The organism is Bifidobacterium castoris, assembly GCF_003952025.1.
GTDB classification, from domain to species: domain Bacteria; phylum Actinomycetota; class Actinomycetes; order Actinomycetales; family Bifidobacteriaceae; genus Bifidobacterium; species Bifidobacterium castoris.
In genome coordinates, this window is record NZ_QXGI01000011.1 from 1 (window position 1) to 23,277 (window position 23,277).

The 23,277-nt window shown below is 63.5% G+C and carries 30 protein-coding genes; 3 read left to right on the forward strand and 27 right to left on the reverse strand.

The window, feature by feature from the left end; all coding sequences use genetic code 11:
- Positions 1-194: 194 nt before the first annotated feature.
- From D2E22_RS09460 to rpsJ, 23 genes are all read right to left on the reverse strand, one after another.
- Positions 195-773 (reverse strand): adenylate kinase, encoded by a 579-nt coding sequence (locus D2E22_RS09460; RefSeq protein WP_126032854.1) that lies wholly within the window; start codon positions 771-773, stop codon positions 195-197.
- Between the two features lie 131 nt (positions 774-904).
- Positions 905-2,236 carry a preprotein translocase subunit SecY gene (gene secY / locus D2E22_RS09465; RefSeq protein WP_126032855.1) on the reverse strand — a complete coding sequence of 444 codons (1,332 nt, stop codon included), beginning with the start codon at positions 2,234-2,236 and terminating at the stop codon, positions 905-907.
- A gap of 331 nt (positions 2,237-2,567) precedes the next feature.
- Positions 2,568-3,023: a 50S ribosomal protein L15 gene (gene rplO, locus D2E22_RS09470; RefSeq protein WP_126032856.1), complete on the reverse strand. Its 456-nt coding sequence runs from the start codon at positions 3,021-3,023 to the stop codon at positions 2,568-2,570.
- A gap of 2 nt (positions 3,024-3,025) precedes the next feature.
- On the reverse strand, positions 3,026-3,208 hold the full coding sequence (rpmD, locus tag D2E22_RS09475; protein ID WP_024540959.1) for a 50S ribosomal protein L30: 183 nt from the start codon (positions 3,206-3,208) through the stop codon (positions 3,026-3,028).
- On the reverse strand, positions 3,208-3,927 hold the full coding sequence (rpsE, locus tag D2E22_RS09480; RefSeq protein ID WP_034247860.1) for a 30S ribosomal protein S5: 720 nt from the start codon (positions 3,925-3,927) through the stop codon (positions 3,208-3,210). The genes rpmD and rpsE overlap by 1 nt, the downstream gene beginning before the upstream one ends.
- On the reverse strand, positions 3,924-4,295 hold the full coding sequence (rplR, locus tag D2E22_RS09485) for a 50S ribosomal protein L18 (protein WP_024540961.1): 372 nt from the start codon (positions 4,293-4,295) through the stop codon (positions 3,924-3,926). Before rplR ends, rpsE begins: the two co-directional genes overlap by 4 nt.
- Position 4,296: 1 nt before the next feature.
- Positions 4,297-4,836 carry a 50S ribosomal protein L6 gene (gene rplF / locus D2E22_RS09490; protein ID WP_126032857.1) on the reverse strand — a complete coding sequence of 180 codons (540 nt, stop codon included), beginning with the start codon at positions 4,834-4,836 and terminating at the stop codon, positions 4,297-4,299.
- Between the two features lie 17 nt (positions 4,837-4,853).
- Positions 4,854-5,252: a 30S ribosomal protein S8 gene (rpsH, locus tag D2E22_RS09495; RefSeq protein WP_126032858.1), complete on the reverse strand. Its 399-nt coding sequence runs from the start codon at positions 5,250-5,252 to the stop codon at positions 4,854-4,856.
- Positions 5,253-5,340: 88 nt separating this feature from the next.
- Entirely contained in the window at positions 5,341-5,526 is a 186-nt protein-coding gene (locus tag D2E22_RS09500; protein ID WP_004268593.1) for a type Z 30S ribosomal protein S14, read from the reverse strand.
- 1 nt (position 5,527) lies between these two features.
- Positions 5,528-6,112 carry a 50S ribosomal protein L5 gene (gene rplE, locus D2E22_RS09505; RefSeq protein ID WP_095612553.1) on the reverse strand — a complete coding sequence of 195 codons (585 nt, stop codon included), beginning with the start codon at positions 6,110-6,112 and terminating at the stop codon, positions 5,528-5,530.
- On the reverse strand, positions 6,109-6,444 hold the full coding sequence (gene rplX / locus D2E22_RS09510) for a 50S ribosomal protein L24 (protein WP_024540965.1): 336 nt from the start codon (positions 6,442-6,444) through the stop codon (positions 6,109-6,111). The genes rplE and rplX overlap by 4 nt, the downstream gene beginning before the upstream one ends.
- Before the next feature lie 2 nt (positions 6,445-6,446).
- Complete coding sequence (gene rplN / locus D2E22_RS09515; protein WP_022858223.1) at positions 6,447-6,815, reverse strand: 50S ribosomal protein L14; 369 nt, start codon at positions 6,813-6,815, stop codon at positions 6,447-6,449.
- 93 nt (positions 6,816-6,908) lie between these two features.
- Positions 6,909-7,169, reverse strand: coding sequence for a 30S ribosomal protein S17 (gene rpsQ, locus D2E22_RS09520; protein ID WP_024540966.1), 261 nt, complete (start codon positions 7,167-7,169; stop codon positions 6,909-6,911).
- Positions 7,169-7,426, reverse strand: a complete 258-nt coding sequence (rpmC, locus tag D2E22_RS09525; protein WP_024540967.1) for a 50S ribosomal protein L29 — start codon at positions 7,424-7,426, stop codon at positions 7,169-7,171. The genes rpsQ and rpmC overlap by 1 nt, the downstream gene beginning before the upstream one ends.
- Complete coding sequence (gene rplP, locus D2E22_RS09530) at positions 7,426-7,845, reverse strand: 50S ribosomal protein L16 (protein WP_004268585.1); 420 nt, start codon at positions 7,843-7,845, stop codon at positions 7,426-7,428. The genes rpmC and rplP overlap by 1 nt, the downstream gene beginning before the upstream one ends.
- 7 nt (positions 7,846-7,852) lie before the next feature.
- On the reverse strand, positions 7,853-8,689 hold the full coding sequence (gene rpsC / locus D2E22_RS09535; protein WP_126032859.1) for a 30S ribosomal protein S3: 837 nt from the start codon (positions 8,687-8,689) through the stop codon (positions 7,853-7,855).
- Between the two features lie 2 nt (positions 8,690-8,691).
- Complete coding sequence (gene rplV / locus D2E22_RS09540) at positions 8,692-9,051, reverse strand: 50S ribosomal protein L22 (RefSeq protein ID WP_126032860.1); 360 nt, start codon at positions 9,049-9,051, stop codon at positions 8,692-8,694.
- Positions 9,052-9,071: 20 nt separating this feature from the next.
- Positions 9,072-9,350, reverse strand: a complete 279-nt coding sequence (gene rpsS / locus D2E22_RS09545) for a 30S ribosomal protein S19 (protein ID WP_022858217.1) — start codon at positions 9,348-9,350, stop codon at positions 9,072-9,074.
- Between the two features lie 15 nt (positions 9,351-9,365).
- On the reverse strand, positions 9,366-10,196 hold the full coding sequence (gene rplB / locus D2E22_RS09550; RefSeq protein WP_024540970.1) for a 50S ribosomal protein L2: 831 nt from the start codon (positions 10,194-10,196) through the stop codon (positions 9,366-9,368).
- A gap of 36 nt (positions 10,197-10,232) precedes the next feature.
- Positions 10,233-10,529: a 50S ribosomal protein L23 gene (gene rplW / locus D2E22_RS09555; protein ID WP_026644635.1), complete on the reverse strand. Its 297-nt coding sequence runs from the start codon at positions 10,527-10,529 to the stop codon at positions 10,233-10,235.
- A gap of 5 nt (positions 10,530-10,534) precedes the next feature.
- Positions 10,535-11,194 (reverse strand): 50S ribosomal protein L4, encoded by a 660-nt coding sequence (gene rplD / locus D2E22_RS09560; protein ID WP_126032861.1) that lies wholly within the window; start codon positions 11,192-11,194, stop codon positions 10,535-10,537.
- A 6-nt stretch (positions 11,195-11,200) separates the two neighbouring features.
- Positions 11,201-11,848, reverse strand: coding sequence for a 50S ribosomal protein L3 (gene rplC, locus D2E22_RS09565; protein WP_026644637.1), 648 nt, complete (start codon positions 11,846-11,848; stop codon positions 11,201-11,203).
- 17 nt (positions 11,849-11,865) lie between these two features.
- Positions 11,866-12,174 (reverse strand): 30S ribosomal protein S10, encoded by a 309-nt coding sequence (gene rpsJ, locus D2E22_RS09570; protein ID WP_004268570.1) that lies wholly within the window; start codon positions 12,172-12,174, stop codon positions 11,866-11,868.
- Positions 12,175-12,487: 313 nt separating this feature from the next.
- On the opposite strand from rpsJ, the gene D2E22_RS09575 reads away from it, so the two are divergent.
- On the forward strand, positions 12,488-13,342 hold the full coding sequence (locus D2E22_RS09575) for a YwiC-like family protein (protein WP_126032862.1): 855 nt from the start codon (positions 12,488-12,490) through the stop codon (positions 13,340-13,342).
- Between the two features lie 186 nt (positions 13,343-13,528).
- Here the strand turns inward: D2E22_RS09575 and adhE are convergent, their stop codons facing one another.
- Complete coding sequence (adhE, locus tag D2E22_RS09580) at positions 13,529-16,306, reverse strand: bifunctional acetaldehyde-CoA/alcohol dehydrogenase (RefSeq protein WP_241218394.1); 2,778 nt, start codon at positions 16,304-16,306, stop codon at positions 13,529-13,531.
- A gap of 408 nt (positions 16,307-16,714) precedes the next feature.
- On the opposite strand from adhE, the gene D2E22_RS09585 reads away from it, so the two are divergent.
- Together D2E22_RS09585 and glgX are read left to right on the forward strand one after the other, a co-directional pair.
- The gene (locus D2E22_RS09585) at positions 16,715-17,821 is read left to right on the forward strand and encodes an ROK family transcriptional regulator (RefSeq protein ID WP_164518501.1); all 1,107 of its coding nucleotides are present in this window, start codon (positions 16,715-16,717) and stop codon (positions 17,819-17,821) included.
- Between the two features lie 84 nt (positions 17,822-17,905).
- The gene (glgX, locus tag D2E22_RS09590; protein WP_126032864.1) at positions 17,906-20,584 is read left to right on the forward strand and encodes a glycogen debranching protein GlgX; all 2,679 of its coding nucleotides are present in this window, start codon (positions 17,906-17,908) and stop codon (positions 20,582-20,584) included.
- Positions 20,585-20,691: 107 nt separating this feature from the next.
- Here glgX and rpsI read toward each other — a convergent pair whose 3' ends face one another.
- From rpsI to dcm, 3 genes are all read right to left on the reverse strand, one after another.
- The gene (rpsI, locus tag D2E22_RS09595) at positions 20,692-21,186 is read right to left on the reverse strand and encodes a 30S ribosomal protein S9 (protein ID WP_126032865.1); all 495 of its coding nucleotides are present in this window, start codon (positions 21,184-21,186) and stop codon (positions 20,692-20,694) included.
- Positions 21,187-21,206: 20 nt separating this feature from the next.
- Positions 21,207-21,656 carry a 50S ribosomal protein L13 gene (rplM, locus tag D2E22_RS09600; RefSeq protein ID WP_024540978.1) on the reverse strand — a complete coding sequence of 150 codons (450 nt, stop codon included), beginning with the start codon at positions 21,654-21,656 and terminating at the stop codon, positions 21,207-21,209.
- A gap of 282 nt (positions 21,657-21,938) precedes the next feature.
- Complete coding sequence (dcm, locus tag D2E22_RS09605) at positions 21,939-23,201, reverse strand: DNA (cytosine-5-)-methyltransferase (RefSeq protein WP_126032866.1); 1,263 nt, start codon at positions 23,199-23,201, stop codon at positions 21,939-21,941.
- Positions 23,202-23,277 lie beyond the last annotated feature (76 nt).

The following is a 23,277-nucleotide window of genomic DNA, read 5'->3' on the forward strand; positions in this document are numbered from 1 at the left end:
AAGCATCGAGATTCAAATACGGCGTGTCGTATTACATCCCGCCGTGCACAACCGGCGCCGCTCCCCCGCTATTCCCCGACGCATGCCGCGCCGTCCTCCCGAAAGCCCGCATATGCGACGACGTGCGCGCCATCCGCGTCCGAAGACCGCGGAGGCGCGCACGTCGGGGGTCGTCGTGCGTGCACAACCGGCGTTCAGCTCGCCTTGACGTTCGCGTCGAGCTTCTCGATGATCGTCTGCGAGATCGCGTCGACGTCGCCGACGCCGTCGACGGTGATGAGCAGGCCGCGCTCCTTGTAGATGCCGAGCAGCGGAGCGGTCTCCCTCTCGTAGGTCTCGAGACGCTTCGCGATGACCTCCGGCGTGTCGTCGGAACGGCCCTGCTCCTTCGCGCGCTTGGCCATGCGCTCGAGCAGTACGTCGCGGCCCGCTTCGAGCGCGACGACGGCGTCGAGGGACTGGCCGAGCTCGGCCAGCATCGCGTCGAGCGCCTCGACCTGCGCCGCGTTGCGCGGATAGCCGTCGAGGATCCAGCCGTTGGCGGTGTCGTCCATCGCGAGACGGTCCTTGACGATCGTGTTCGTCAGCGAGTCCGGCACGAGTTCGCCCTTGTCCGTGTAGGACAGCGCCTCAATGCCGAGCGGCGTCTTGTTCTTGATGTTGTAGCGGAAGATGTCGCCGGTCGAGATCGCCGGGATGTCGTAGTGGGTGGCGAGCAGCGCAGCCTGCGTGCCCTTGCCGACGCCCTGGGGTCCCATGATGAGAAGACGCATGCGTGTGTCCTTTCGTTGTCGCATTGCTGGATGAATCCACGTCAAGCATACTCGGATGCAGGAATGCATGAGGCCACCGTGCGCATGCACGGTGGCCTCATGTCAGGCCGCGTCATCGGCGCGGGGCCGGATCACTTGCCTTCGATGTGCTCGTTGTTTTCGAACAGGAATCCGGCGTACTGGTACTGCTCGGTCTGGGCCTTCGCCTGGCGCAGCGTGTCGAGGCCGACGCCGGCGATGATCAGGATCGTCGTACCGCCGAAGGGCAGCTGCGTGTTGAGGTTGAGCGCCATGATGAGCACGGTCGGCAGCAGCGCGACGAAGAGCAGGTAGACGGCACCGACGGTGTTGAGTCGGTTGATGACGTACTTGAGGTAGCGCGCCGTCGCGTTGCCCGCGCGGATGCCCGGGATGAAACCGCCGTACTGCTTCATGTTGTCGGCGGTCTCGTCCGGATTGAACGTGATCTCGGTGTAGAAGAACGTGAAGAACACGATCATCAGCGCGTACAGCAGGATGTACCACAGCGTCGTCGAGTTCGCGAGGTTCGTGTTGATCCACTGGACCCAGCCGGCGTCGGACTTGCCGAACTGCGCGATGAGCGTCGGGATCGCGAGGATCGACGAGGCGAAGATCGGCGGGATGACGCCGCTCATGTTGATCTTGAGCGGCAGGTAGGTGGAGGAGCCGCCGTACATCTTGCGGCCGATCATGCGGCGCGTGTACTGCACCGGGATGCGGCGTTGCGAAAGCTCGACGTAGTTGACGAAGACCATGATGACGAGCAGGACGCCGGTGACGATCGCGAACTTGCCCCAGTTGCCGTCGGAGCCGTTCGTGCCGTAGCCGATCTGCCACAGCTGCGGCAGGAAGCCGGAGCAGATGGACAGGAAGATGAGGATCGACATGCCCTGGCCGATGCCCTTCTCGGTGATGAGCTCGGCCATCCACATGATCAAACCGGTGCCGCCGGTCATGACGAGGACCATGACGACGAGCGTCCAGATCGAACCGTCCGGGATGATGTTCGGGCACTGATAGTTGAAGAGCGCGCCGGACTTCGCGGTGACGACAATCGTCGTCGACTGCAGGATCGCCAGGCCGATCGTCAGGTAACGCGTGTACTGCGTGAGCTTCGCCTCACCCGACTGGCCCTCCTTGTGCAGCGTCTCGAATCGCGGGATGACGACGCGCAGCAGCTGGATAACGATCGATGCGGTGATGTATGGCATGACGCCGAGTGCGAAGATGGACAGCTGGAGCATCGCGCCGCCGGAGAACAAGTTGACCAGTCCGATGAAGTTCTCGGATCCGGTGCTCGCCGTGCATTCGCGCACAGCCTGCTCGCTGACGCCCGGGGCGGGGATGAACGCGCCGATGCGGTAAATGATGATCATGCCAAGGACGAAGAAGATCTTCTTCCTCAGTTCCTTGGTTCGGAAGGCCTGGATTAATGTCCTCACCTTGGGTTCCCTCCATGTCTGGTACGAACTCGCTCGCACACGGTCGAAAAACACACTCTAGGGGAAGAGTTTATCCCATCGTGTCTACCGGTTGCGGCGCCGCTTCCAAAATCTATAGAATTTCCGCACATTTCGTATACCGAGAACGTTCGCAGGGCTGCCCCGTCCATTCCGATATGCGGGCATCGGCGCCCGCGGACGCGCCTGCTCGACGGTGCGGATCTGTCCGGATAGTGAGCCGGATAATGATATGGTCCCCTCACGCGATGCGCGGAGGGGACCATATCGACATGTCGATCAGGCCGGGGCCACGGCCCCGGCCTGATCTCAATCAGTCTTCGCTGATCGAGCCGCCGGCGGCTTCGATCTTCGACTTGGCGGAAGCGGAGGCCTTGACACCCTTGATGGTGAAGGCCACCGTCGTCTCGCCCTCGCCGAGGACCTTGACCGGACGGTTGGCGCGGACGGCACCCTTGGCCACGAGATCGGCCACGGTGACGTCGCCACCCTGCGGGAAGAGCTCCGCGAGGGTGTTGATGTTGACGACCTGGTACTCGGTCTTGAACGGGCTGCGGAAGCCACGGAGCTTCGGCAGGCGCATGTAGAGCGGCAGCTGGCCGCCTTCGAAGCCAGGACGAACCTGATAGCGCTTCTTGGTGCCCTTGTCGCCACGACCCGAGGTCTTACCCTTCGAGCCTTCGCCACGACCGACGCGAATGCGGTCCTTCTTGGCGCCCGGAGCCGGACGGAGGTCATGCATCTGCAGAATGTTGTTCTCTTCAGCCATGATCACTCAGCCTCCTCGACCTTGACCAGATGACGCACGACGTTGATGAGGCCGCGCGTCGTCGAATTGTCTTCACGGACGACGCTCTGACCGATCTTGCGAAGGGCCAGCGTCTGCACGGTCGCACGCTGCTTCGGGTTCGCACCGCAGACACCGTGCACGAGCGTGATCTTGAGATTAGCCATCACTCACCATCCTTTGCGGCAGCCTGGGCTTCCTCGCGGGCCTTGCGGGCCTCGGCGATGCCGGCCGCACGAGAGCGGAGCAGCGCATCCGGCGCGACTTCCTGCACGGACAGTCCACGACGGGCCGCGATCTCCTCGGGCTCTTCGAGCTGCTTGAGGGCATCGACGGTAGCGCGAACCACGTTGACCGCGGTCGACGAACCCATCGACTTCGTCAGGACGTCGGTGATGCCTGCGCATTCCATGACGGCGCGCACCGCGGAGCCGGCGATAACGCCGGTACCCGGAGCGGCCGGACGAAGCATGACGACGCCGGCGTGGTCGCGACCGGTGACCGGGTGGGTCACGGTGCCGCGCACGCGCGGGACGTTGAACAGATGCTTCTTGGCGTCCAGCTGGCCCTTGGCGATGGCCGCCGGGACCTCACGGGACTTGCCGTAGCCGACGCCGACGGTGCCGTTACCGTCACCGACGACGACGAGCGCGGCGAAGCTGAACGTACGGCCGCCCTTGTGGGTCTTGGACACGCGGTTGATCGTCACGACGCGATCGAGCATCTCGTCGCCGCGGTTCTCCTCGCGACGGTTGCGACGCTCGCCACGACGGCCTTCGCCACGCTGTCCGCGACGGTTCCGGCGGTCGTCGTTGTTGGACTCGGCGGTTGCCTGAGTGTTCTGAGTTTCTTCAGCCACCTGGGTTTCCTTTTCGTTGTCGCTCACAGTGCCAGACCTCCCTCGCGGGCGCCATCAGCAACGGCTGCGACGCGACCATGGTACATGTTGCCGCCACGGTCGAAGACGACCGCGGTGATGCCTGCATCCTGGGCCTTCTTGGCGATCAGGAGACCGACCTGCTTGGCCGCTTCGGTCTTCGTGCCCTCGAAGTCGGCGAAGTCGCTCATCAGCGTGGATTCGCTGACGATCGTCTTGCCGATCGTGTCATCGACGATCTGGGCGACCATGTGGCGGTTGGAACGGGTGACCACCAGACGCGGGAGTTCGGCGGTACCGCTGATGCGCTTGCGGATACGAGCGTGGCGACGCTTCAGCGCGACCTTCTTGCCTTTACCGTAGATCTTGACGCTCATATCACTTACCAGCCTTTCCAGCCTTGCGACGGATGCGCTCGTCCGAGTACTTGATGCCCTTGCCCTTGTAGGGTTCCGGGGCACGAAGCTTGCGGATGTTCGCGGCAACCTGGCCAACGACCTGCTTGTCGGTGCCCTTGACGATCACCTGGTTCGGGTTCGGGAGTTCGAACTCGATGCCCTCCGGCGGCTCGACGGTGATGGTGTGGGAGTAGCCGAGCGAGAACTCGATGCCCTTGCCCTTCATCTGAGCGCGGTAGCCGGTGCCGACGATGTCGAGGCTCTTCGCGTAGCCGTCATGCACACCCTTGACCATCGAGGCCATGATCGAGCGCGCGAGGCCATGCTTCGCGCGGGTCGGACGCAGGTCGTCGTTCGCGCTCACGATGAGCTCGTCGCCTTCGACCTTGGCGGTGATGCCTTCAGGGATGGTGTAGGAGTCGGAGCCCTTCGGTCCCTTGACCGTGAACTCCTGACCGTTGATCGTGATTTCATCGCCCGACGGAATGGTGATCGGGAGCTTGCCGATATGTGATGCCATTGTTCAGCTCTCCTTTCTCACCAAACGTAGGCGACGATCTCGCCGCCGATGCCCCGGTCGAGGCATTCCTTCTGGGTCATCAGTCCCGAGCTCGTCGAGATGATGGCGATTCCGAGACCACCGAGCGGCATCGGCAGCGCGTCGGACTTCGCGTAGCGGCGAAGGCCCGGCTTCGAGATGCGCTTGATGCCCTGAATGGAACGCTCGCCGTTCGGGCCGTACTTGAGCGTGAGCTCGAGCGTCTGGCCGACGCGGGCATCCTTGGCGGTGAAGTCCGCGATGTAGCCTTCACGCTTGAGGATCTCGGCGATGTTCTTCTTGAACTTGGAGTACGGCATATCCACGGTTTCGTGCTTGGCCGCGCTCGCATTACGCAGACGCGTAAGCATATCTGCGATCGGATCTGTCATTGTCATTTGGGCTAACGCCCTTTCTCGCCGTGGTTTCCGCCGCCCTTGGGACTGCAGGCAGTCCTTCGGGGCCGCGGACCTTCAGCGTCGATATTTACCAACTGGACTTCGTGACGCCGGGCAGCTCGCCGCGGTGGGCCTTCTCGCGAAGGCAGATGCGGCAGAGGCCGAACTTGCGGTAGACCGAATGAGGACGGCCGCAGACCATGCAACGGGTGTACGCACGCACCTTGAACTTCGGCTTGCGCAGCGCCTTGACCTTAAGACACGTTTTTGCCATTTCAGTTCTCCTTGAACGGGAAGCCGAGCGCCTTGAGCAGCGCATAGGCCTCGTCGTCGCTCTTAGTGGTGGTCACCACGGTGATGTCCATGCCGCGCTGGTGATCGATCGAATCGGGATCGATCTCGTGGAACATGGACTGCTCGGTCAGACCGAAGTTGTAGTTGCCCTGACCGTCGAACTGGTGGCCGTTGATGCCGCGGAAATCGCGGATGCGCGGCAGCGCCAGCGTGAGAAGACGATCGAGGAACTCCCACATGCGGTCGCCGCGGAGCGTGACGTAGGCGCCAATGGCCTGGCCTTCACGCAGATGGAACTGCGCGACGGACTTCTTGGCCTTCGTGATCTTCGGCTTCTGGCCGGTGATCGCGGTGAGGTCACGCACGGCGCCTTCGATGAGCTTGGAGTCGCGAGCCGCGGCGCCGACGCCCATCGAGACGACGACCTTCTCGATGCGAGGGATCTGCATCGGGTTGTCGTGCTTGAATTCCTTCTCGAGTTCAGGGACGATGACGTCCTTGTACTCCTGCTTCAGGCGCGGAGTAACAGGCGCTTCGACGGTGATCTCTTCAACCACTTCGCTCATGCCAGCTCCTTTCCTGACTTCTTCGCAACGCGAACGCGCACGGTCTTGACCTTGCCGTCGCGTGCTTCTTCCTTGACGATGACGCCAACGCGCGTCGGCTGCTTGGTCTCGGGATCGATGACCATCACGTTGGAGCGATGGATCGGGGCCTCGACCTCGACGATGCCGGCCTGCTGACCCTGCTGGGTCGCGCGGACGTGCTTCTTGACGATCTGAACGCCTTCGACGATCAGACGGTCGTCCTTGAGCACACGCTTGACGGTGCCTTCCTTGCCACGATCCTTGCCGCGGATGACCTTGACGAGGTCGCCGCTCTTAATCTTGGCTACCATTCTCAGATCACCTCCGGGGCGAGGGACACGATGCGCATGAAGCGCTTGTCGCGCAGTTCACGGCCAACCGGTCCGAAGATACGAGTGCCCTTCGGTTCACGGCCGGAGCCGAGAATGACGGCGGCGTTCTCGTCGAACTTGATGTAGGAGCCGTCGGCGCGACGGCGTTCCTTGACGGTACGGACGACGACGGCCTTGACGACGTCGCCCTTCTTGACGGAACCGTTAGGGATCGCGTCCTTAACGGAGGCGACGATCACGTCGCCGATTCCAGCATAGCGTCGCTTCGATCCGCCGAGCACTCGGATGCACAGGAGTTCCTTTGCACCCGTGTTGTCGGCGACATGAAGCCGCGTTTCCTGTTGAATCATTGATTCTCCTTAGCCGAGCTGGTTCTCCCTGATCACCCGGTCCATCCTAGCGTAAGGATGGACCGGGTGAATCAGCGAGCCTTGCCGAACTTATTACTTAGCGCGCTCGATGATGCTATCGAGACGCCAACGCTTGGTCTTGCTCAGTGGACGAGTCTCCATGATACTCACGAGGTCGCCAACGTGAGCTTCATTGTGTTCGTCATGAGCCTTGACCGTGCGGGTTGAACGAACGACCTTGCCATACAGCGGGTGGGTCGTACGGAGTTCGAGTTCCACGGAAATGGTCTTGTCCATCTTATCGGACACGACATAACCGCGACGAACCTTGCGGGAGTTGCGCTCTTCAGCCATTACTTCTCCTCAGCTTTCGTTTCGGTCGCCTCAGGAGCCTGGCTGATGCCAAGCTCGCGTTCGCGCAGGACGGTGTACATCCTGGCGATGTCGTGCTTGACCGCCTTGAGGCGAGCGGTGTTCTCAAGCTGACCGGTCGCGTGCTGGAAGCGCAGGTTGAACAGCTCTTCCTTGGACTTCTTGAGGAAGCCCTCGATCTCCGCGTTGGTCTTCTCGTTGAGATTCTTCATCGTGTATTCTTCGGATCCGACTGCCATCAGATGTCACCGCCTTCACGAGCAATCACACGGCACTTCATGGGGAGCTTGTCGATTGCGCGGCGCAGGGCCTCGCGAGCGACATCCTCCGAGACGCCGCCGATCTCGAACATAACGCGTCCGGGATGGACGTTGGCGATCCAGAATTCCGGGGTACCCTTACCGGAACCCATTCGGGCACCGAGCGGGTGCTTGGTGAGCGGACGATCCGGGAAGATCGTGATCCACACCTTGCCGCCACGCTTGATGTAACGGGTCATCGCGATACGGGCCGCCTCGATCTGGCGGTTGGTGACATAGGCCGGAGCCAGTGCCTGGATAGCGAAATCGCCGAAGTTGATCTCGTTGCCGCCCTTGGACATGCCGTGGCGGTCCGGGCGATGCTGCTTACGGTATTTGGTCCTCTTTGGGATAAGCATCTTCAGCTCACTCCTTAGTTTCCGATGCCGGTGCAGCGGTGGCTTCCTGCGCGACCGGAGCTTCGACCGGCTGGTCGACGCCGGTCTTCACCTGGTTCTGCTGGTTGCCGCGCTGACCATTGCGCTGACCGCGGCGCGGGCGGCGATCGCCGCGGCGGCCGTTGCGGTTGTTGCCCTGCTGCGCCTGCTGCTCTTCGAACTCACGCTCGGTCATGTCGCCCTTGTAGATCCACACCTTGACGCCGATGCGACCGTAGGTGGTCTTGGCCTCGAAGAAGCCGTAATCGATGAGGGCGCGGAGCGTCTGCAGCGGGACGCGGCCTTCGCGGTAGAACTCCGAACGGCTCATTTCGGCGCCGCCGAGACGGCCCGAGAGCTTGATGCGGATACCCTTGGCGCCGGCGCGCATGGCGTCCTGCTGAGCCTTGCGCATCGCGCGACGGAAGGTCACGCGGTTCGTCAGCTGCTCGGCGATGCCCTGCGCGACGAGCTGGGCGTCGAGGGCCGGGTTCTTCACTTCGAAGATGTTGAGCTGGACCTGCTTGCCGGTGAGCTTCTCGAGCTTGGCGCGGACGCGCTCGGCCTCGGCGCCGCGGCGGCCGATGACGATGCCCGGGCGGGCCGTGTGGATGTCCACACGCACGCGGTCGCGGGTGCGCTCGATGATGATGCGGGACACGCCTGCACGCTCGAGGTCCTTCGTCATCTCCTTGCGGATGGCGTCGTCTTCGAGCACGAAGTCGCGGTAGCGTTCGCCGGCCTTGTTGGAATCGGAGAACCACTTCGAACGATGGTCCTCAGTAATGCCCAGGCGATAGCCAAAGGGATTAATCTTCTGACCCATCTTTAGCGGGCTCCTTCCTTGGTGGCGACGACGACCGTGATGTGGCTCGTACGCTTGTTGATACGAGCCGCACGGCCCTGTGCACGAGCGCGGAAACGCTTGAGCGTCACGCCTTCGTCCACATAGGTCTCCTTGATGTACAGGTCGTTCTCGCGGAACGGCTCGCCGGCCTTGTCGGCCTTCACGCGAGCGTTGGCGATGGCGCTCTCAAGGACCTTGAGCACCGGGGTGCTCGCGTCCTGCGGAGCGAACTTGAGGATGGTGATTGCATCTGCCGCCTTCTTGCCTCGGACGAGGTTGACCATACGGCGAGCCTTGCGCGGCGTCACGCGGACGTGACGAGCGATTGCTTTAGCTTCCATGTGTCCTTACTCTCCTACTTTCAGCGGCGCGACTTCTTGTCGTCCTTCACGTGACCCTTGAAGGTACGCGTCGGGGCGAACTCACCGAGCTTGTGTCCGACCATGGCCTCGGTGACGAACACCGGGACGTGCTTGCGGCCATCGTGAACTGCGAAGGTGTGTCCGATGAAATCGGGGGTGATCATCGAACGGCGCGACCACGTCTTGATGACGTTGTGCGTGCCCTTCTCATTCTGCTCGTCGACTTTCTTCTGCAGGTGGGCGTCGACGAAGGGGCCCTTCTTGATGCTACGAGTCATCTGTTCGACACTCCCTTACTTGCGGTTCTTGCCATTAGGACGACGACGAACGATCATCTTGTTCGAAGCCTTCTTAGGACGACGAGTACGAACCTCACCCTTGCCCCACGGGGAGACCGGCGGCTTGCCGCCACGGGTACGACCACCATGCGGGTGATCGACAGGGTTCATGGACTCACCACGGGTGATCGGGCGCTTGCCCATCCAACGTGCACGACCGGCCTTGCCGAGCTGGATGTTGGCGTGGTCGGAGTTGCCGACCTCGCCGACCGTCGCGCGGCAGCGGGCGTCCACGTTGCGGATCTCGCCGGACGGCATACGCAGCTGGGCGTAGGCGCCGTCCTTCGCGACGAGCTGCACGGCGGCGCCGGCGGAGCGTGCGATCTTCGCGCCGCCGAGCGGGCGGAGCTCGATCGCGTGGACCACGGTACCGGTCGGGATGTTGCGCAGCGGGAGGTTGTTGCCCGGCTTGATGTCGGCCTTGGCGCCGGTCTCGATGCGGTCGCCCTGCTTGACGCCCTCCGGGGCGATGATGTAGCGCTTCTCGCCGTCGGCGTAGTGCAGCAGCGCGATGCGGGCGGAACGGTTCGGATCGTACTCGATCTCGGCAACCGTCGCCGGCACGCCGTCCTTGTCCCAACGCTTGAAGTCGATGAGACGGTACTGGCGCTTGTGGCCGCCGCCGCGATGGCGGGAGGTCATGCGGCCGTACGAGTTGCGGCCGCCAGTTTTGCTGTTCTTGCGTACGAGCGACTTCTCAGGCGTGCGGCGCGTGAGGTCGGAGAAGTCCGACACGGACGCGTTGCGACGGCCAGGAGTGGTCGGCTTATAAACGCGGATAGCCATAATCTAGTTCTTCCTTTAACTTTTGTCGGCTAACCTTCAGTTACCGAAGATGTCGATCGACTGGCCCTCGGCGACGGTCACGATCGCGCGCTTCTCATTGACGCGACGGCCGTAGCCGGTGCGGGTGCGCGTGCGCTTGCCTGCACGGTTGAGGGTGTTGACGTTCGTCACCTTGACCTTGAAGATCTCCTCGATGGCCTGCTTGATCTGCACCTTGTTCGCATCTGGGGCAACCACGAAGGTGTACTGACCCATATCGGACAGGGCGTAGCTCTTTTCGGAGACGACAGGCTTGAGGATGATATCGTGAGCTGGCTTGTGAACTGCGACCATGAGAATCAGGCCTCCTTTTCTGCCGGCTTCTTCGCCTCGAGGAACGCTTCGTAGCCTTCCTTCGAGAACACCACGTACTGGGCGGTCACCACGTCGTAGGTGTTGAGCTGATCGGCGAAGATCGGATGAACGGTCGGGATGTTGCGCACGGAAAGCCACTCGTTGATGTTGTCGCGGGACAGCACAACGGTCGTGAAGCCATCGCCGACGATCGGCGTGAGCGCGGAAAGCGCGGTCTTCGTCGACGGTTCGGTGATGCCGAAGTCGATGACGGCGACGCGGCCGTTGTTGGCGCGGTCGGACAGCACGTACTTGAGCGCTGCGGCCTTCATCTTCTTCGGGGTGCGCTGGGAGTAGTCACGCGGGACCGGTCCGTGGACGACGCCGCCGTGGTACCACTGCGGGGCGCGGATCGAGCCCTGACGGGCGCGGCCGGTGCCCTTCTGCTTCCACGGCTTGCGGCCGCCGCCGGAGACCTTGGCGCGGTTCTTGACCGCGTGAGTGCCCTGACGCGCGGCGGCGAGCTGCGCGACGACGACCTGGTGGATCAGCGGGACGTGCTGCTGGACCTCTTCGGCGGTGAAGCCGAAGAAATCAGCGGGCGCCTCGATCGAGCCAGCGGCCTGGCCCTTGTTGTCGGTGACGTTCAGAGTAACGTTTGCCATGATCTATCAGGCTCCCTTCACTGCAGAACGGACGAGCACGATGCCACCCTTCGGGCCCGGAATGGCGCCCTTGATGGCGATGACGCCGTTCTCAACGTCCGAGGAGACCACGGTGAGGTTGAGGACGGTGTTAGTGGCGTGGCCCATGCGGCCAGCCATGCGCTTGCCCTTGAGGATACGGCTCGGAGTCGCGCATGCGCCGACCGAACCCGGACGGCGTTCGTTCTTGTGGGAACCGTGCGTGCGGCGGTAGGACTTGAAGCCCCAACGCTTGATGGTGCCGGCGAAGCCCTTGCCCTTGGTCGTGCCGGTCACGTCGACCTGCGCGCCCTCCGGGAAGAGTTCGGCGGTGAGTTCCTGACCCGGCTGGAAGTCCTCGACGTTGTCGGTGCGGACCTCGGCGAGGTGGCGGCGCGGCGTGACGCCGGCCTTCGCGAAGTGGCCGGCGAGCGGCTTGGTGACCTTGCGCGGGTCGACCTGGCCGTAGCCGAGCTGGACGGCCTTGTAGCCGTCGGTCTCTTCGTTCTTGACTGCGGTCACGACGTTCGTGGAGACGTCCACGAGGGTGACGGGGACGAAGAATCCGTTCTCGTCCCAGACCTGCGACATACCGAGCTTCTTGCCCAGCAGTGCGGTGCGCTTGGTGTTCGACATAGCGATTCCTCCTCCCTTTACAGCTTGATCTCGATGTTGACGTCCGCAGGCAGATCAATATGCATGAGGGAGTCCACAGCCTTGGGGGTGGGATCCACAATATCGATGAGACGCTTGTGAGTGCGCATCTCGAAATGCTCGCGGGAATCCTTGTACTTATGCGGAGAACGGATGACGCAGTACACGTTCTTCTCCGTCGGGAGCGGAACCGGGCCAACCACAGTTGCGCCCGCGTTCGTCACCGTTTCGACGATCTTCTTCGCCGATTGGTCGATGACCTCATGGTCATAGGACTTAAGCCTGATGCGGATTTTCTGTCCCGCCATTGCCTTCCGCCCTTTCTAGCGATTCGTTGACTATTTACCACTAACCTGCTCAGGGCACCGGCGAAGAGCACCCGGAAGACATACGCCTCCCGGCTGATCCACATCAGTGCATGGCCACGATGTCCGTCCCTTGCGGAATGACCCGCGCCACGCTCGCTTTTTTGAATTCCAATTATGCGAGCCCTTTTCAGGCAACTGTTATATTCAAGCACCAGCCCCCTACATGGCACAGTCCGGGCGTGTCGCGTACGTTCCGGAGAAAAACCGTCGTCCCCTCTGGCGTGCCGGGGTCCGCCAATCTAGGCTTGGGGCCATGCCTCAGACAACCTCCTCCCCTTCAGCCGCATCCGGATCGGGCACCGACGCGAAGCCGCGGCGGCCCGTGCGCCGTTCGGTCCGCGACTGGGTCTCGACCGAACCCGGCGCATGGTCGATCGCGCTGTTCCCGTCGCTCGCCGCATGGGCCGCGACCGGTCCGACATGGACCTCGACGTGGCTCGTCGCGCTGTGGGCAATCTGCTACTGCGCGCAGTTCACGACCGCACGCTGGTGCAAGTCGCGCTTCCGTCGCCGCTATCGGACGCCCGCGCTGACGTACGCGCTCGTGCTGGCTGTCGCCGGCCTCCCGTTCCTCGTGCTGCATCCCGGCGTCCTGTGGTGGGCGCCGATATACGCCGTGCTGTGCGGCGTCTCGCTGCTCGCCTCGTGGATGCGGCGCGAACGCAGCCTGTGGTCGAATCTGGCCGCCGTGCTCGCCGCATCGGCGATGGCGACGGTCGTCGCGCCCTTCGGCACGCGCTGCCTCGCCCCGTCGGCGACCAACCGGCTGCCGCGGCTGTACGATCCGGCGCTGTTCCCGGACGTCGGCGTCGAGATCGCCACCGGGTTCGCGCTCGCGTTGTTCGGTTCGGTGCTGTTCGTCAAAACGATGATCCGCGAACGCGGCCACCGCGGCTATCTGTATGCAAGCTGGGCCTATCATGCGCTCCTCGTCGCGTTCGGCTTCCTGTGCGATGCGCTGTACGGCGCGCTCGCGCTCGCGCTGCTCGCGCGCGCCGTCGCGCTGCCGCTCATCGCGCGCCATCGAACGGTTCCGGTCAAGGCCGTCGGCGTCACCGAGTCGGTCATGAGCCTGCTGATGCTCGTCCTGATCCCGCTGGGCGCATGAGGCCCGTGACATGCCGCGGCCGCACCGCCCTGACCTCATGGCATGCGGATAGATAATAGGCATGTGGATATGGCGCGGCGCCCGTCCGATTGATCGGACGGGCGCCGCGCCATATCCACATGCATCATCGGCGCATCATCCGCCGGCCGTCGGCCCTCAAGGGGCCATGGCCGGCGGACATGCCGGTCAGATGCGCTGCGAGGCCTCCTCGGTCGCGTTGACGCCTTCGCGCTCGACGCGGATCTTGTGGCCCTCCTGCTGCGAGACGCCGTAGTAGGCGGCGATCGCGATGTCCATCATGTCCTGGATCTGCGGGATGCGCGGATTCGCCGGCGCGCACTGGTCCTCATAGGCGCGCATGCCGATCTGCTCGAGGATGCTCCAGAAGTAGTCCTCGTCGACACCGCAGTCCTGGAAGGACTTGTTCATGCCGAGCTTGTTGTCGCGGTAGTCCTCGACGGCCTTCGCGAGGTTCTCGACGCCTTCGGCCGGGGTCTTGCCCGGATCGATGCCGAGGTTCTTCGCGATCTCCTGATAGCGCTCCGGCGCGATGTACTTGTTGTACTTCGGCCACGACGTCGGTTCCTCGGGGATCTGGCCGTTGTAGCGGATGACGTACGGCAGCAGGATCGAGTTGGTGCGGCCGTGCGCGATGTGGCACAGCGCGCCGATCGTGTGCGCCATCGCGTGGCACATGCCGAGGAACGCGGAGCCGAAGGCCATGCCGGCCATCGTCGCGGCGTTGTGCATCTTCTCCTGTGCCTTCGTCTTCGCGGCGCCCGGTTCGCTGTTGACGGACTCGGCGAGGTTGTCCCAGATCAGCTTGGCTGCGTGCAGCGCCATGCCATCGGTGAAGTCGTTCGCGTAGACGGAGACGTAGGCCTCCATCGAGTGCGTCAGCGCGTCGAAGCCGGCGTCGGAGGCGAGGCGGCGCGGCTGCGTGCGTGCGAGCACCGGATCGACGATCGCGACGGACGGCGTGAGCGCGTAGTCGGTGATCGGGTACTTGTAACCGGTCTTGTGGTCGGTGATGACGGCGAACGGCGTGACCTCGGAACCGGTGCCGGACGAGGTCGGGATGCACACGAGCTTCGCCTTCTTGCCCAGCGGCGGGATCTTGAACGCGCGCTTGCGGATGTCGAAGAACTTCTCGCGCACGTCGGAGAACGCGATCTCCGGGTGCTCGTAGAGCAGCCACATGATCTTCGCGGCGTCCATCGGCGAGCCGCCGCCGACGGCGATGATCGTGTCCGGCTCGAACTCGTCGCGCATCATCGCGGCGCCGCGCTCGACGGTCTCGACGCTCGGCTCCGGCTCGACGTAGTCGACGATGCGGAAGGTGACGCGGTTGGAGCGCGCGCGCAGCTGGTCGATGACCTTGTCGACGACGCCGAGCTGCTCCATGACCTTGTCGCAGACGATGACGGCGCGTTCGATGCCGTACATGTCGCGCAGGTACTTGATCGCGTTCGGCTCGAAGTAGGTCTTCGACGGGATCTTGAACCACTGCATGTTGTTGTTCCTTCGGGCGATGCGCTTGATGTTGAGCAGATTGATGGCCTGGACGTTGCCCGAGACCGAGTTGCCGCCGTAGGAGCCGCATCCGAGCGTGAGCGACGGGGCGATCGAGTTGTAGATGTCGCCGATGCCGCCGAGCGAGCTCGGCTGGTTCCAGATGATGCGGCACGCGTGCATGCGCAGGCCGTACTCGCGCACGAGGTCGTCGTTGTTCGTGTGGATCGCCGCGGTGTGGCCGGCTCCGTGCTTAAGCATCTCCTCGCACATCTCGAAGCCCTGCTCCTGGTCGTCGAACTTGAGGACGGCGTGCACCGGCGCGAGCTTCTCCATCGTCAGCGGTTCCATCTCGCCGACCTCGGCGCATTCAGCAGCGAGGATCGTCGCGTCCTCGGGGATCTCGAATCCCGCCTCGTGCGCGATGAACTGCGGCGACTTGCCCGGGACGACCGAGTTGAGCTTCGGCGTCTGGCCGGAGTAGGCGGTGCAGCCGAACATGTACTGCTCGAGCTTCGCCTTCTCCTCGTCATTGACGAAGTAGGCCTTGCGGCGCTTAAGCTCCTTGACGAGCGGGTCGTAGATGTCCTTGTGCGCGATGATCGCCTGCTCGGTCGCGCAGATCATGCCGTAGTCGAAGTGCTTGGACAGGATCAGGTCGTTCGCGACGCGCTGGACGTCGACGTTGGCGTCGACGTAGGCCGGGGCGTTGCCGGCGCCGACGCCGAGCGCCGGCTTGCCGGAGGAGTACGCGGCCTTGACCATGCCCGGGCCGCCGGTCGCGAGGATCGTCGCGATGCCGGGATGCTTCATCAGCGCGCCGGTCGCCTCGATCGACGGGTGCTCGATCCACTGGATGCAGTTCTCCGGAGCGCCGGCCTCGATCGCCGCGTCGCGCACGATGCGCGCCGCCTCGACGGAGCTCTTCTGCGCGCCCGGATGGAAGCCGAAGACGATCGGGCAGCGGGTCTTGAGCGCGATGAGCGACTTGAAGATCGCGGTGGAGGTCGGGTTCGTGACCGGGGTCACTCCGGCGACGACACCGACCGGCTCGGCCACTTCGTCGATGCCGAGCACGTCGTCCTCGCGGATGATGCCGACGGTCTTCTGGCCGGCCATGTAGTTCGTGACGTGCTCGCAGGCGAAGATGTTCTTCGTGGCCTTGTCCTCGACGAGTCCCCGGCCGGTCTCGTCGACGGCCAGCTTGGCGAGCACGAGGTGCTTGTTGAGCGCAGCGACGGACGCCTTCGCGACGATGCGGTCGACCGTCTCCTGATCGAGCTTCTCGAATTCGTCGAGCGCCTGCGTCGCCCTCGCGACGAGCGCGTCGACCTCGGCCTGGGCGGCCGCTTCCTTGTCCACAACAGGCGTCGCGGCCGGTGCGCCCTTGGCGGCGTCCTTCACATCCTGTGCAGGGGCCTTCTGCGCATCGTCCTTGCGTGCTTCTGCCATGAGATCCTCCTAATAGAATCTGCTGTCGTGCGTTGCTGCCAACGCATTGCCGTCCTCGTCACGGGGCATGACCGCCACCGCGACGTGGTGATGTACACAATGTATCGAACATCCGCCGACTTGTCAGCATGTGCCGTGTTGCGACAAACTTGTTCGATTCTGTTATCTTTTCGTGCGTTGAGCTTTCGATATTGACAGTTTTACCGCCCGATATACACCAAATGAAACATTTTGTGCGTTTTTTCACTCACACGAACAACGTCTCGACGACCACCCGCGAGAAACTTTCACAAAACCTCTTTATCAATGTTCCGCACGCTCGAAAACTTCTGTAAAATTGATTTATCGAACTGGGTGCGCAGGATGGACTGCGCACGGAACCGACGCAAACCCGAACAAAGGACACCGATGCCCCACGACGACCACATCCCCGCGCTGCCCGACGGCGCAGACGAGATCCTCGCGCTGCTGTACCACGGCGAACCGGTCGCCAAACGCGGCATCGCGGACGCGCTGCATATCAGCGCACCGACGCTCAACGCGCGCCTGCGACTGCTCGAGGACGCCGGACTGATCGTCGTCGCCGGCCACCGGCAGTCGACCGGCGGACGCCGCGCACGCACCTACACCTTCAACTACCGCAGACGCTGCGCGATCGGCGTCACGATCCGTTCGACCGAAATCGTCTGCATCGCCGTCGGACTTGACGGCACGGCGCTCGACGAACGCCACACGACGATCGCCGCGCACGCCGACGCCGCATTCTACGGCAGGGCGGCGCGCATCATCGACGAATTCGCCGAGCAGGTCGCGGCCGCCGGCACGCCTCCGCTCGGCGTCGGCCTCGCCGTCCCCCGGCACATCAACACGGCGAGCAGCCTCGACTATGCGGCGATCGGCGAACGCATCACATTGCCGGTGACGACGACCGAGCGCTACTGCGCATACGCCTTCGCCGAACTGCGCGCGCGACCGGCGCTGCGCGACGCCGTCTGCCTGTTCCTCGGCAACCATATCGGCAGCGCCGTGCTGCAGGGTGGCCTCCCCCACACCGGCGCGCTCGAGCACATGCCGCTCGACCCGGACGGCCCGCGCTGCGAATGCGGCGGCAACGGCTGCCTCAACGTCTACTGCTCGTCTGCGAACCTCACCGAGGAGGGCGAAAGCCTGCCCGGGTTCTTCGGCGTGCTCGAGCAGGGGGAGGTCCACCACCGCGACCGCATGCGCGAATGGCTGCGCTCGCTCGCGCAGGCGATTATCAGCATCCGCGCCGTATTCGCCGCCGACGTGCTACTGTGCGGCCCGATCGCCGGTTTCCTCGACGACGCCGAGATTGCGCAGCTCGACCGTCTCGTCGCAGGACACCCGGCCGCCTCCCGCACGGCCGCGGGCACCGGCGACGACGACGCTCCCCCGCGCATCGCGCGCGGCCTGTGCGACGTCTACCAGGACGCCTACGGCGCCGCCTACGCGATCGTGCGCGACCATCTGCGCGAGCTCGCGCTGCTGCGCTGAACGGTCGCGGGACATGTCCGGCCTCGGTGTCCATTCCCCGGCACCGCGCGCTCCACGCCGCATACGGCCGCCTACAATGGTGCCATGCAGCTGCCCGAACTTCACCGTTACGCGACGCGACCAGGACTGTTCTTCACCGACGACGGCGGCGCCGACGTCGTCGCGCGCTCCGAGACCGCCGATCAGCTGTGGTTCAGCGTCCTCGAGCCGATCGACGAGCCGAGCCGCTTCTACAATGAGGCGGTGCGCATCAACGAGGAGCCGACGCTGCCGTTCATCGATCAGGTGCGCCGCTTCCCGATCTGCACGCGCGTGCTCAAATCGTTGGGCGTGCGCGAGACGCTGTTCCGCATGGAGGGTCCACGCTACGGACTGTGGTATCTGCACCTAGACAAGGCATGGGACGGCATGCACTACGGCTACCGCGCCGACGGGGCTTGGGACCCACGGCACGGGCTGCGCTTCAATCCCTACAAGTTCCTGCTCGACCCCTACGCCAAGGGCATCGAGGGTTCGATGACGCTCGACCCGGCCGCCTTCGCCTACGACTGCTCGTTGAAGAACGGCCTGATCAAGGGGTCGGCGTGGGGCGCGATGAACCGGCTCGACTCCCTCGGCAAGGTGCCGATTTCGGTCGCGATCGACGACCGAGATGTGACGAAGCACGACGCCGACCCGTCGCACCCGCATGTGCCGTGGAGCCGCACCGTCATCTACGAACTGCATGTCAAGGGCTTCACGGCGAAGGCGCCGTGGCTGCCCGAGGAGCTGCGCGGCACCTATGCGGGGCTCGCCCATCCGACGACGCTCGCCTATCTGCAGGGACTCGGCGTCACGTCGATCGAGCTGCTGCCGATCATGGCGAAGCAGTCAGAGGTCTTCCTGCAGGAACGCAACTGCGCGAACTACTGGGGATACTCGACGCTCAGCTTCTTCTCCCCCGAGCCGTCGTACGCGACGAGGACGGCACAACGGCGCGGCGCCCGAGCGGTGCGCCACGAGGTCATCGAAATGGTGCGCGCGCTGCACAGCGCCGGCTTCGAGGTGATCATGGACGTCGTCTTCAACCACACCTGCGAAGGCGGCAACGCCGGGCCGTCGGTGTGCTGGCGCGGCCTCGACAACCTCACGTTCTACCGGCAGCAGCATCAAGGCGGCGAGCTCGAGGACACGACCGGCTGCGGCAACACGATCGACTTCACCGACACGCACAACATCACCTTCGCCGTCGATGCGCTCAGCTACTGGGCGAAGCGCATCGGCATCGACGGCTTCCGCTTCGACCTGGGCGTCAGCCTCGCGCGGCTCAACGGGTCGTTCACGCCGTACCATCCGTTCCTGTACGCGCTGCGTTCGGAACCGCTGCTCGGCAACCTCAAGCTGATCATGGAGCCATGGGATCTGGGCGAGCAGGGATGGCGCACCGGCCAGTTCCTCTCCCCCTTCGCCGAATGGAACGACCGTTTCCGCGACGCGACGCGCAGATTCTGGGTGCGCGAGGTCAACGACGGCGCATGCGAAGGCGTCGGCATGCAGGAGATGGCGACGCGGTTGTGCGGCTCGGCGGACCTGTTCGCGACCGATCCGGGACGCGGCGCGACGTCGTCGATCAACTTCGTGACGGCACACGACGGTTTCACGCTCGCCGACCTCACGCAGTACTCGGCGAAGCACAACGAGGCGAACGGCGAACACAACAACGACGGCGCGGACACCAACAACTGCGCGAACTTCGGCGTCGAGGGGCCTTGCGACGACCCGCACGTGGCGCTGCTGCGCGAACGCGCGCGCATGAACATGCTCGGCACGCTGATGCTCTCGCTCGGCACGCCGATGATGCTCGCCGGCGACGAGTTCAACAACTCGCAGGGCGGCAACAACAACGCGTACTGCCAGGACAACGACATCACCTGGCTCGACTGGGATTGGATCCTGCCCGAGACGAAGACTCCCGAATACATGCGGATGGAGTCAATCTCGCGCCTCATCGCGGTGCGCAAGTCGCTCGACATCTACAACCACGAGGACTTCTTCACGCGGTTGAGCCAGCTGGGGCTGCTCAAACCGTCGAGCCGCATCCAATGGCTGCTGCCGGACGGCACGACGCCGATGGAGCGCGACTGGTTCGACACGTCGATCCGCTCGTTCACGATGCGCCTGCTGAGCAAGGACGAGCTCGACGTCGCGATCGTCGTCAACGGCTGCGACAAACCTCTGCGCTTCCACATGCCCCCGGACGCGCATTGGGACGTGCTGTGGTCGTCGGCGGAGACGACCGGCGAGCGGCCGTGCCCCGGCATGCATGAGGAGCGGTTCACGGTCCCGCTCGAGAAGTCGTTCTGGGTCGACCGCGCGATGCGCCGGCAGCATGACGCCGACGAGACTTTCACGCAGATGATGGAGCAGGCGCAGCGCAACGCGTCCGATGCGGCGTCGCGGGACGGCACGACGATGGCGAGCGGTGCGGCCAGATCGGGCCACTATGTGCCGAAGTCGGCACGCGCGGGCGCCCCGAACTGGGCGATGTGCGCAGCCGGCGGCGGGGACGCAGATCCCACGATGCTCGGGCTGCCGAGGATCGAACGGGCGATTCGCAAGAACGTGGCCGATTCGGCGACGCCGTCGTCGCCGATCGGTCACGTCATCGACGCCGACCGCTACACCACTGCGGTGGACGCCGACGGCGTCGGAACCCACATCTGGACCTTCCCCGCGCTGAGCATCAGCATCCTGCTGCAGCGTTCGAAGGCCGAGGAGGGTTGAGCGCGGGCCGCAACGTGCCGGCGAGAGTCCCCGACGAAACTCACGGGGGAAACAGAACAGGCCACCCGCCGATGGCGGATGGCCTGTCTGATGCAGTAAAACGAAAATCAGCGCTTCGAGAACTGCGGCGCACGACGAGCCTTGTGCAGACCCGCCTTCTTGCGCTCGACGACGCGCGCGTCGCGCGTCAGGAAGCCGGCCTTCTTCAGGGCCGCACGGTTCGCGTCGCGGTCGATCGCGTTGAGCGCGCGTGCGACGCCGAGGCGGATCGCACCGGCCTGGCCGGTGGTGCCGCCGCCGTCGACGAGGACGATGACGTCGAACTTGTTCTCAAGCTTAAGCAGGACGATCGGCGAGTTGACTTCACGCTGCTGCAGCTTCGACGGGAAGTACTCCTCGAGCGTACGGCCGTTGATCGTCCACTTGCCGGTGCCCGGAACCAGACGCACGCGGGCGACGGCTTCCTTGCGACGGCCGGTGCCGTAGCCCGGGGCGATCGCGGAGGTGCCGGTGCCGGCGCCGGAGTTGGTCTCGGTGGTGAAGGCGACGGTGTTCTCAGCCTCGGTTTCCTGAACCGGGGAGTTGTTGGTGTTTTCAGCCATGATATCTATCTCCTAACGGTTCACTTTGCCTGCTGCGAGACCTGTTCGATCTCGAAGACCTGCGGCTGCTGGCCGGCGTACGGATGCTCTTCGCCAGCGAAGACGCGCAGACGGGTCAGCTGGACCTTGGCGAGCTTGTTCTTCGGCAGCATGCCCTTGACGGCGTGCATGATGATGCGCTCCGGCTTGTTCTTGAGCAGCTCGGCATAGCTGTCGCGGCGCAGACCGCCGGGACGACCGGAGTGGGAGTAGAGTTCCTTGTCCATCTTGTCACCGGTCAGCGCGATCTTGTCGGCGTTGATGATGATGACGTAATTGCCGGAATCGGCGTGAGGAGCGAAGGACGGCTTGTTCTTGCCGCGCAGCAGGTTCGCCGCGGCGACGGAAAGACGGCCAAGCACGACGTCGGAGGCGTCGATGATGTACCAGTCGTGAGTCAGATCAGCTGGCTTCGGTGTGAAAGTTTTCACGATATACCTTTTCTTTGTATTGTGTTCCGGACTTCCCGGACATGCTTGGTTAGGGCGTCGTCCGTTCGGTCTCATTACCGTGGGCTCCCTGAAAGTCCTTATGGCGAGTGGGAAAGCGCTTTGAAGGACCCCGTAGGGAAACACAACAATCCTCTAGTATATCGGCCGGCTTGACAATGCCGGACGTGCGACGCGCCGCAGATGCGCAACGGCTTTGGCGCTGATGCCTCAAGCACATTGAAGAGGAATCCCCATGCCATAAAACATGGGGATTCCTCTCATTCATGCGACGTCTTCGGCCAGAATACGACCGATTCGATGCGGGATTCCCGTCACGAGTGCGTTGCCCATGCAGAAAGCCCTATGACCGTCACTCATCAGATCGTCACCCGTCCAGCCGACGGGGAATTCCTGCAACGCGTCCAATTCGTCAGGAACCAAACGCCTGAGCCGACCATTCTGTTCCACGACATGTTTCGTTCGGGAAGCGCCGCTGCCGCCCTCACCCGTCAGAATCGTGCGGCTGGGTTGATCAAGCGAATCCGGGAAAGCGACAGGACCTTCGGAGTAGGTATAGGTATAACCTGTCCGAGCCACACGCTCCTCACGCTTCCCCCCCTTGAGATACTGCCATGAGGACAACTTCGCCTCATCAATCCAAAACGCCTCCGACACCTGCTCCGCCGGCACCAGAACGTCGCCCAAAGTCTGGCGAGGACCGTCATAAACGGCATCTACGCGTCGAGTCAGCACATGACCATCCTGCATCACTCCGGAGTTTTGGAACTTGGATACGGAATCACCTACTCCGAAATGCTTCGTGACCCGGTAAGGATCATCAGAAATGGCGAAGTTGTGTTCGATATGCTTATCGCTCTCAACAATCGGGAAAGCGCGCGCAATCACACCGGAACGCATCAGCCGATCGTCAAGATTCCATTCCGGCGCATCATGCTCCGCGAAAATGTATACGCGTCGACGACGTTGCGGCATACCGTATTCGGCGGCGTTGACCACACGCCACTCAACGGAATATCCAAGGCGGTACAGGCATGAAAGGATGATGGCGAAATCACGCCCACGCTGCGAGGCAGGCGATTTCAGCAATCGGTCGACGTTCTCCAGCAGCACGTACTTCGGATGGCGCATCTCCAGAAGACGATTGATGCTCCACCAAAGAACGCCCTTCTTGCCGTCGATGCCGGACGCCAGCGCCAGGGGCTTCGCCACCGAATAATCCTGACACGGGAAACCGCCAACCAACATGTCAAACTCGGGAATTGCGCGAGTCCCCTCTTCGACCTGATCGAGCACCTTAGCGATGTCCTCGTTGACGCACGATCCCGCACCGAAGCGATCCTCATAGCAACGCCACGCGAACTGCTTCGACTCCTGCCCCATGGGTTCCCACTGATTGGCCCAGACCGTCCTAAAGGGTCCGGCCGGTTCGCGGCGGAACTGGGGGTAGCGCTCGTCGTTATAACCCTCAAGTCCCAGACGGAATCCGCCTACCCCGGCAAACAGCTCCGCGATGCGTATCGTCATGTCTGCGACTCCTTATGCATTTTCGGCGCGGACTGCCGCGCTCGCGTATGATGGATCCGAACATTCGTTCGGATCC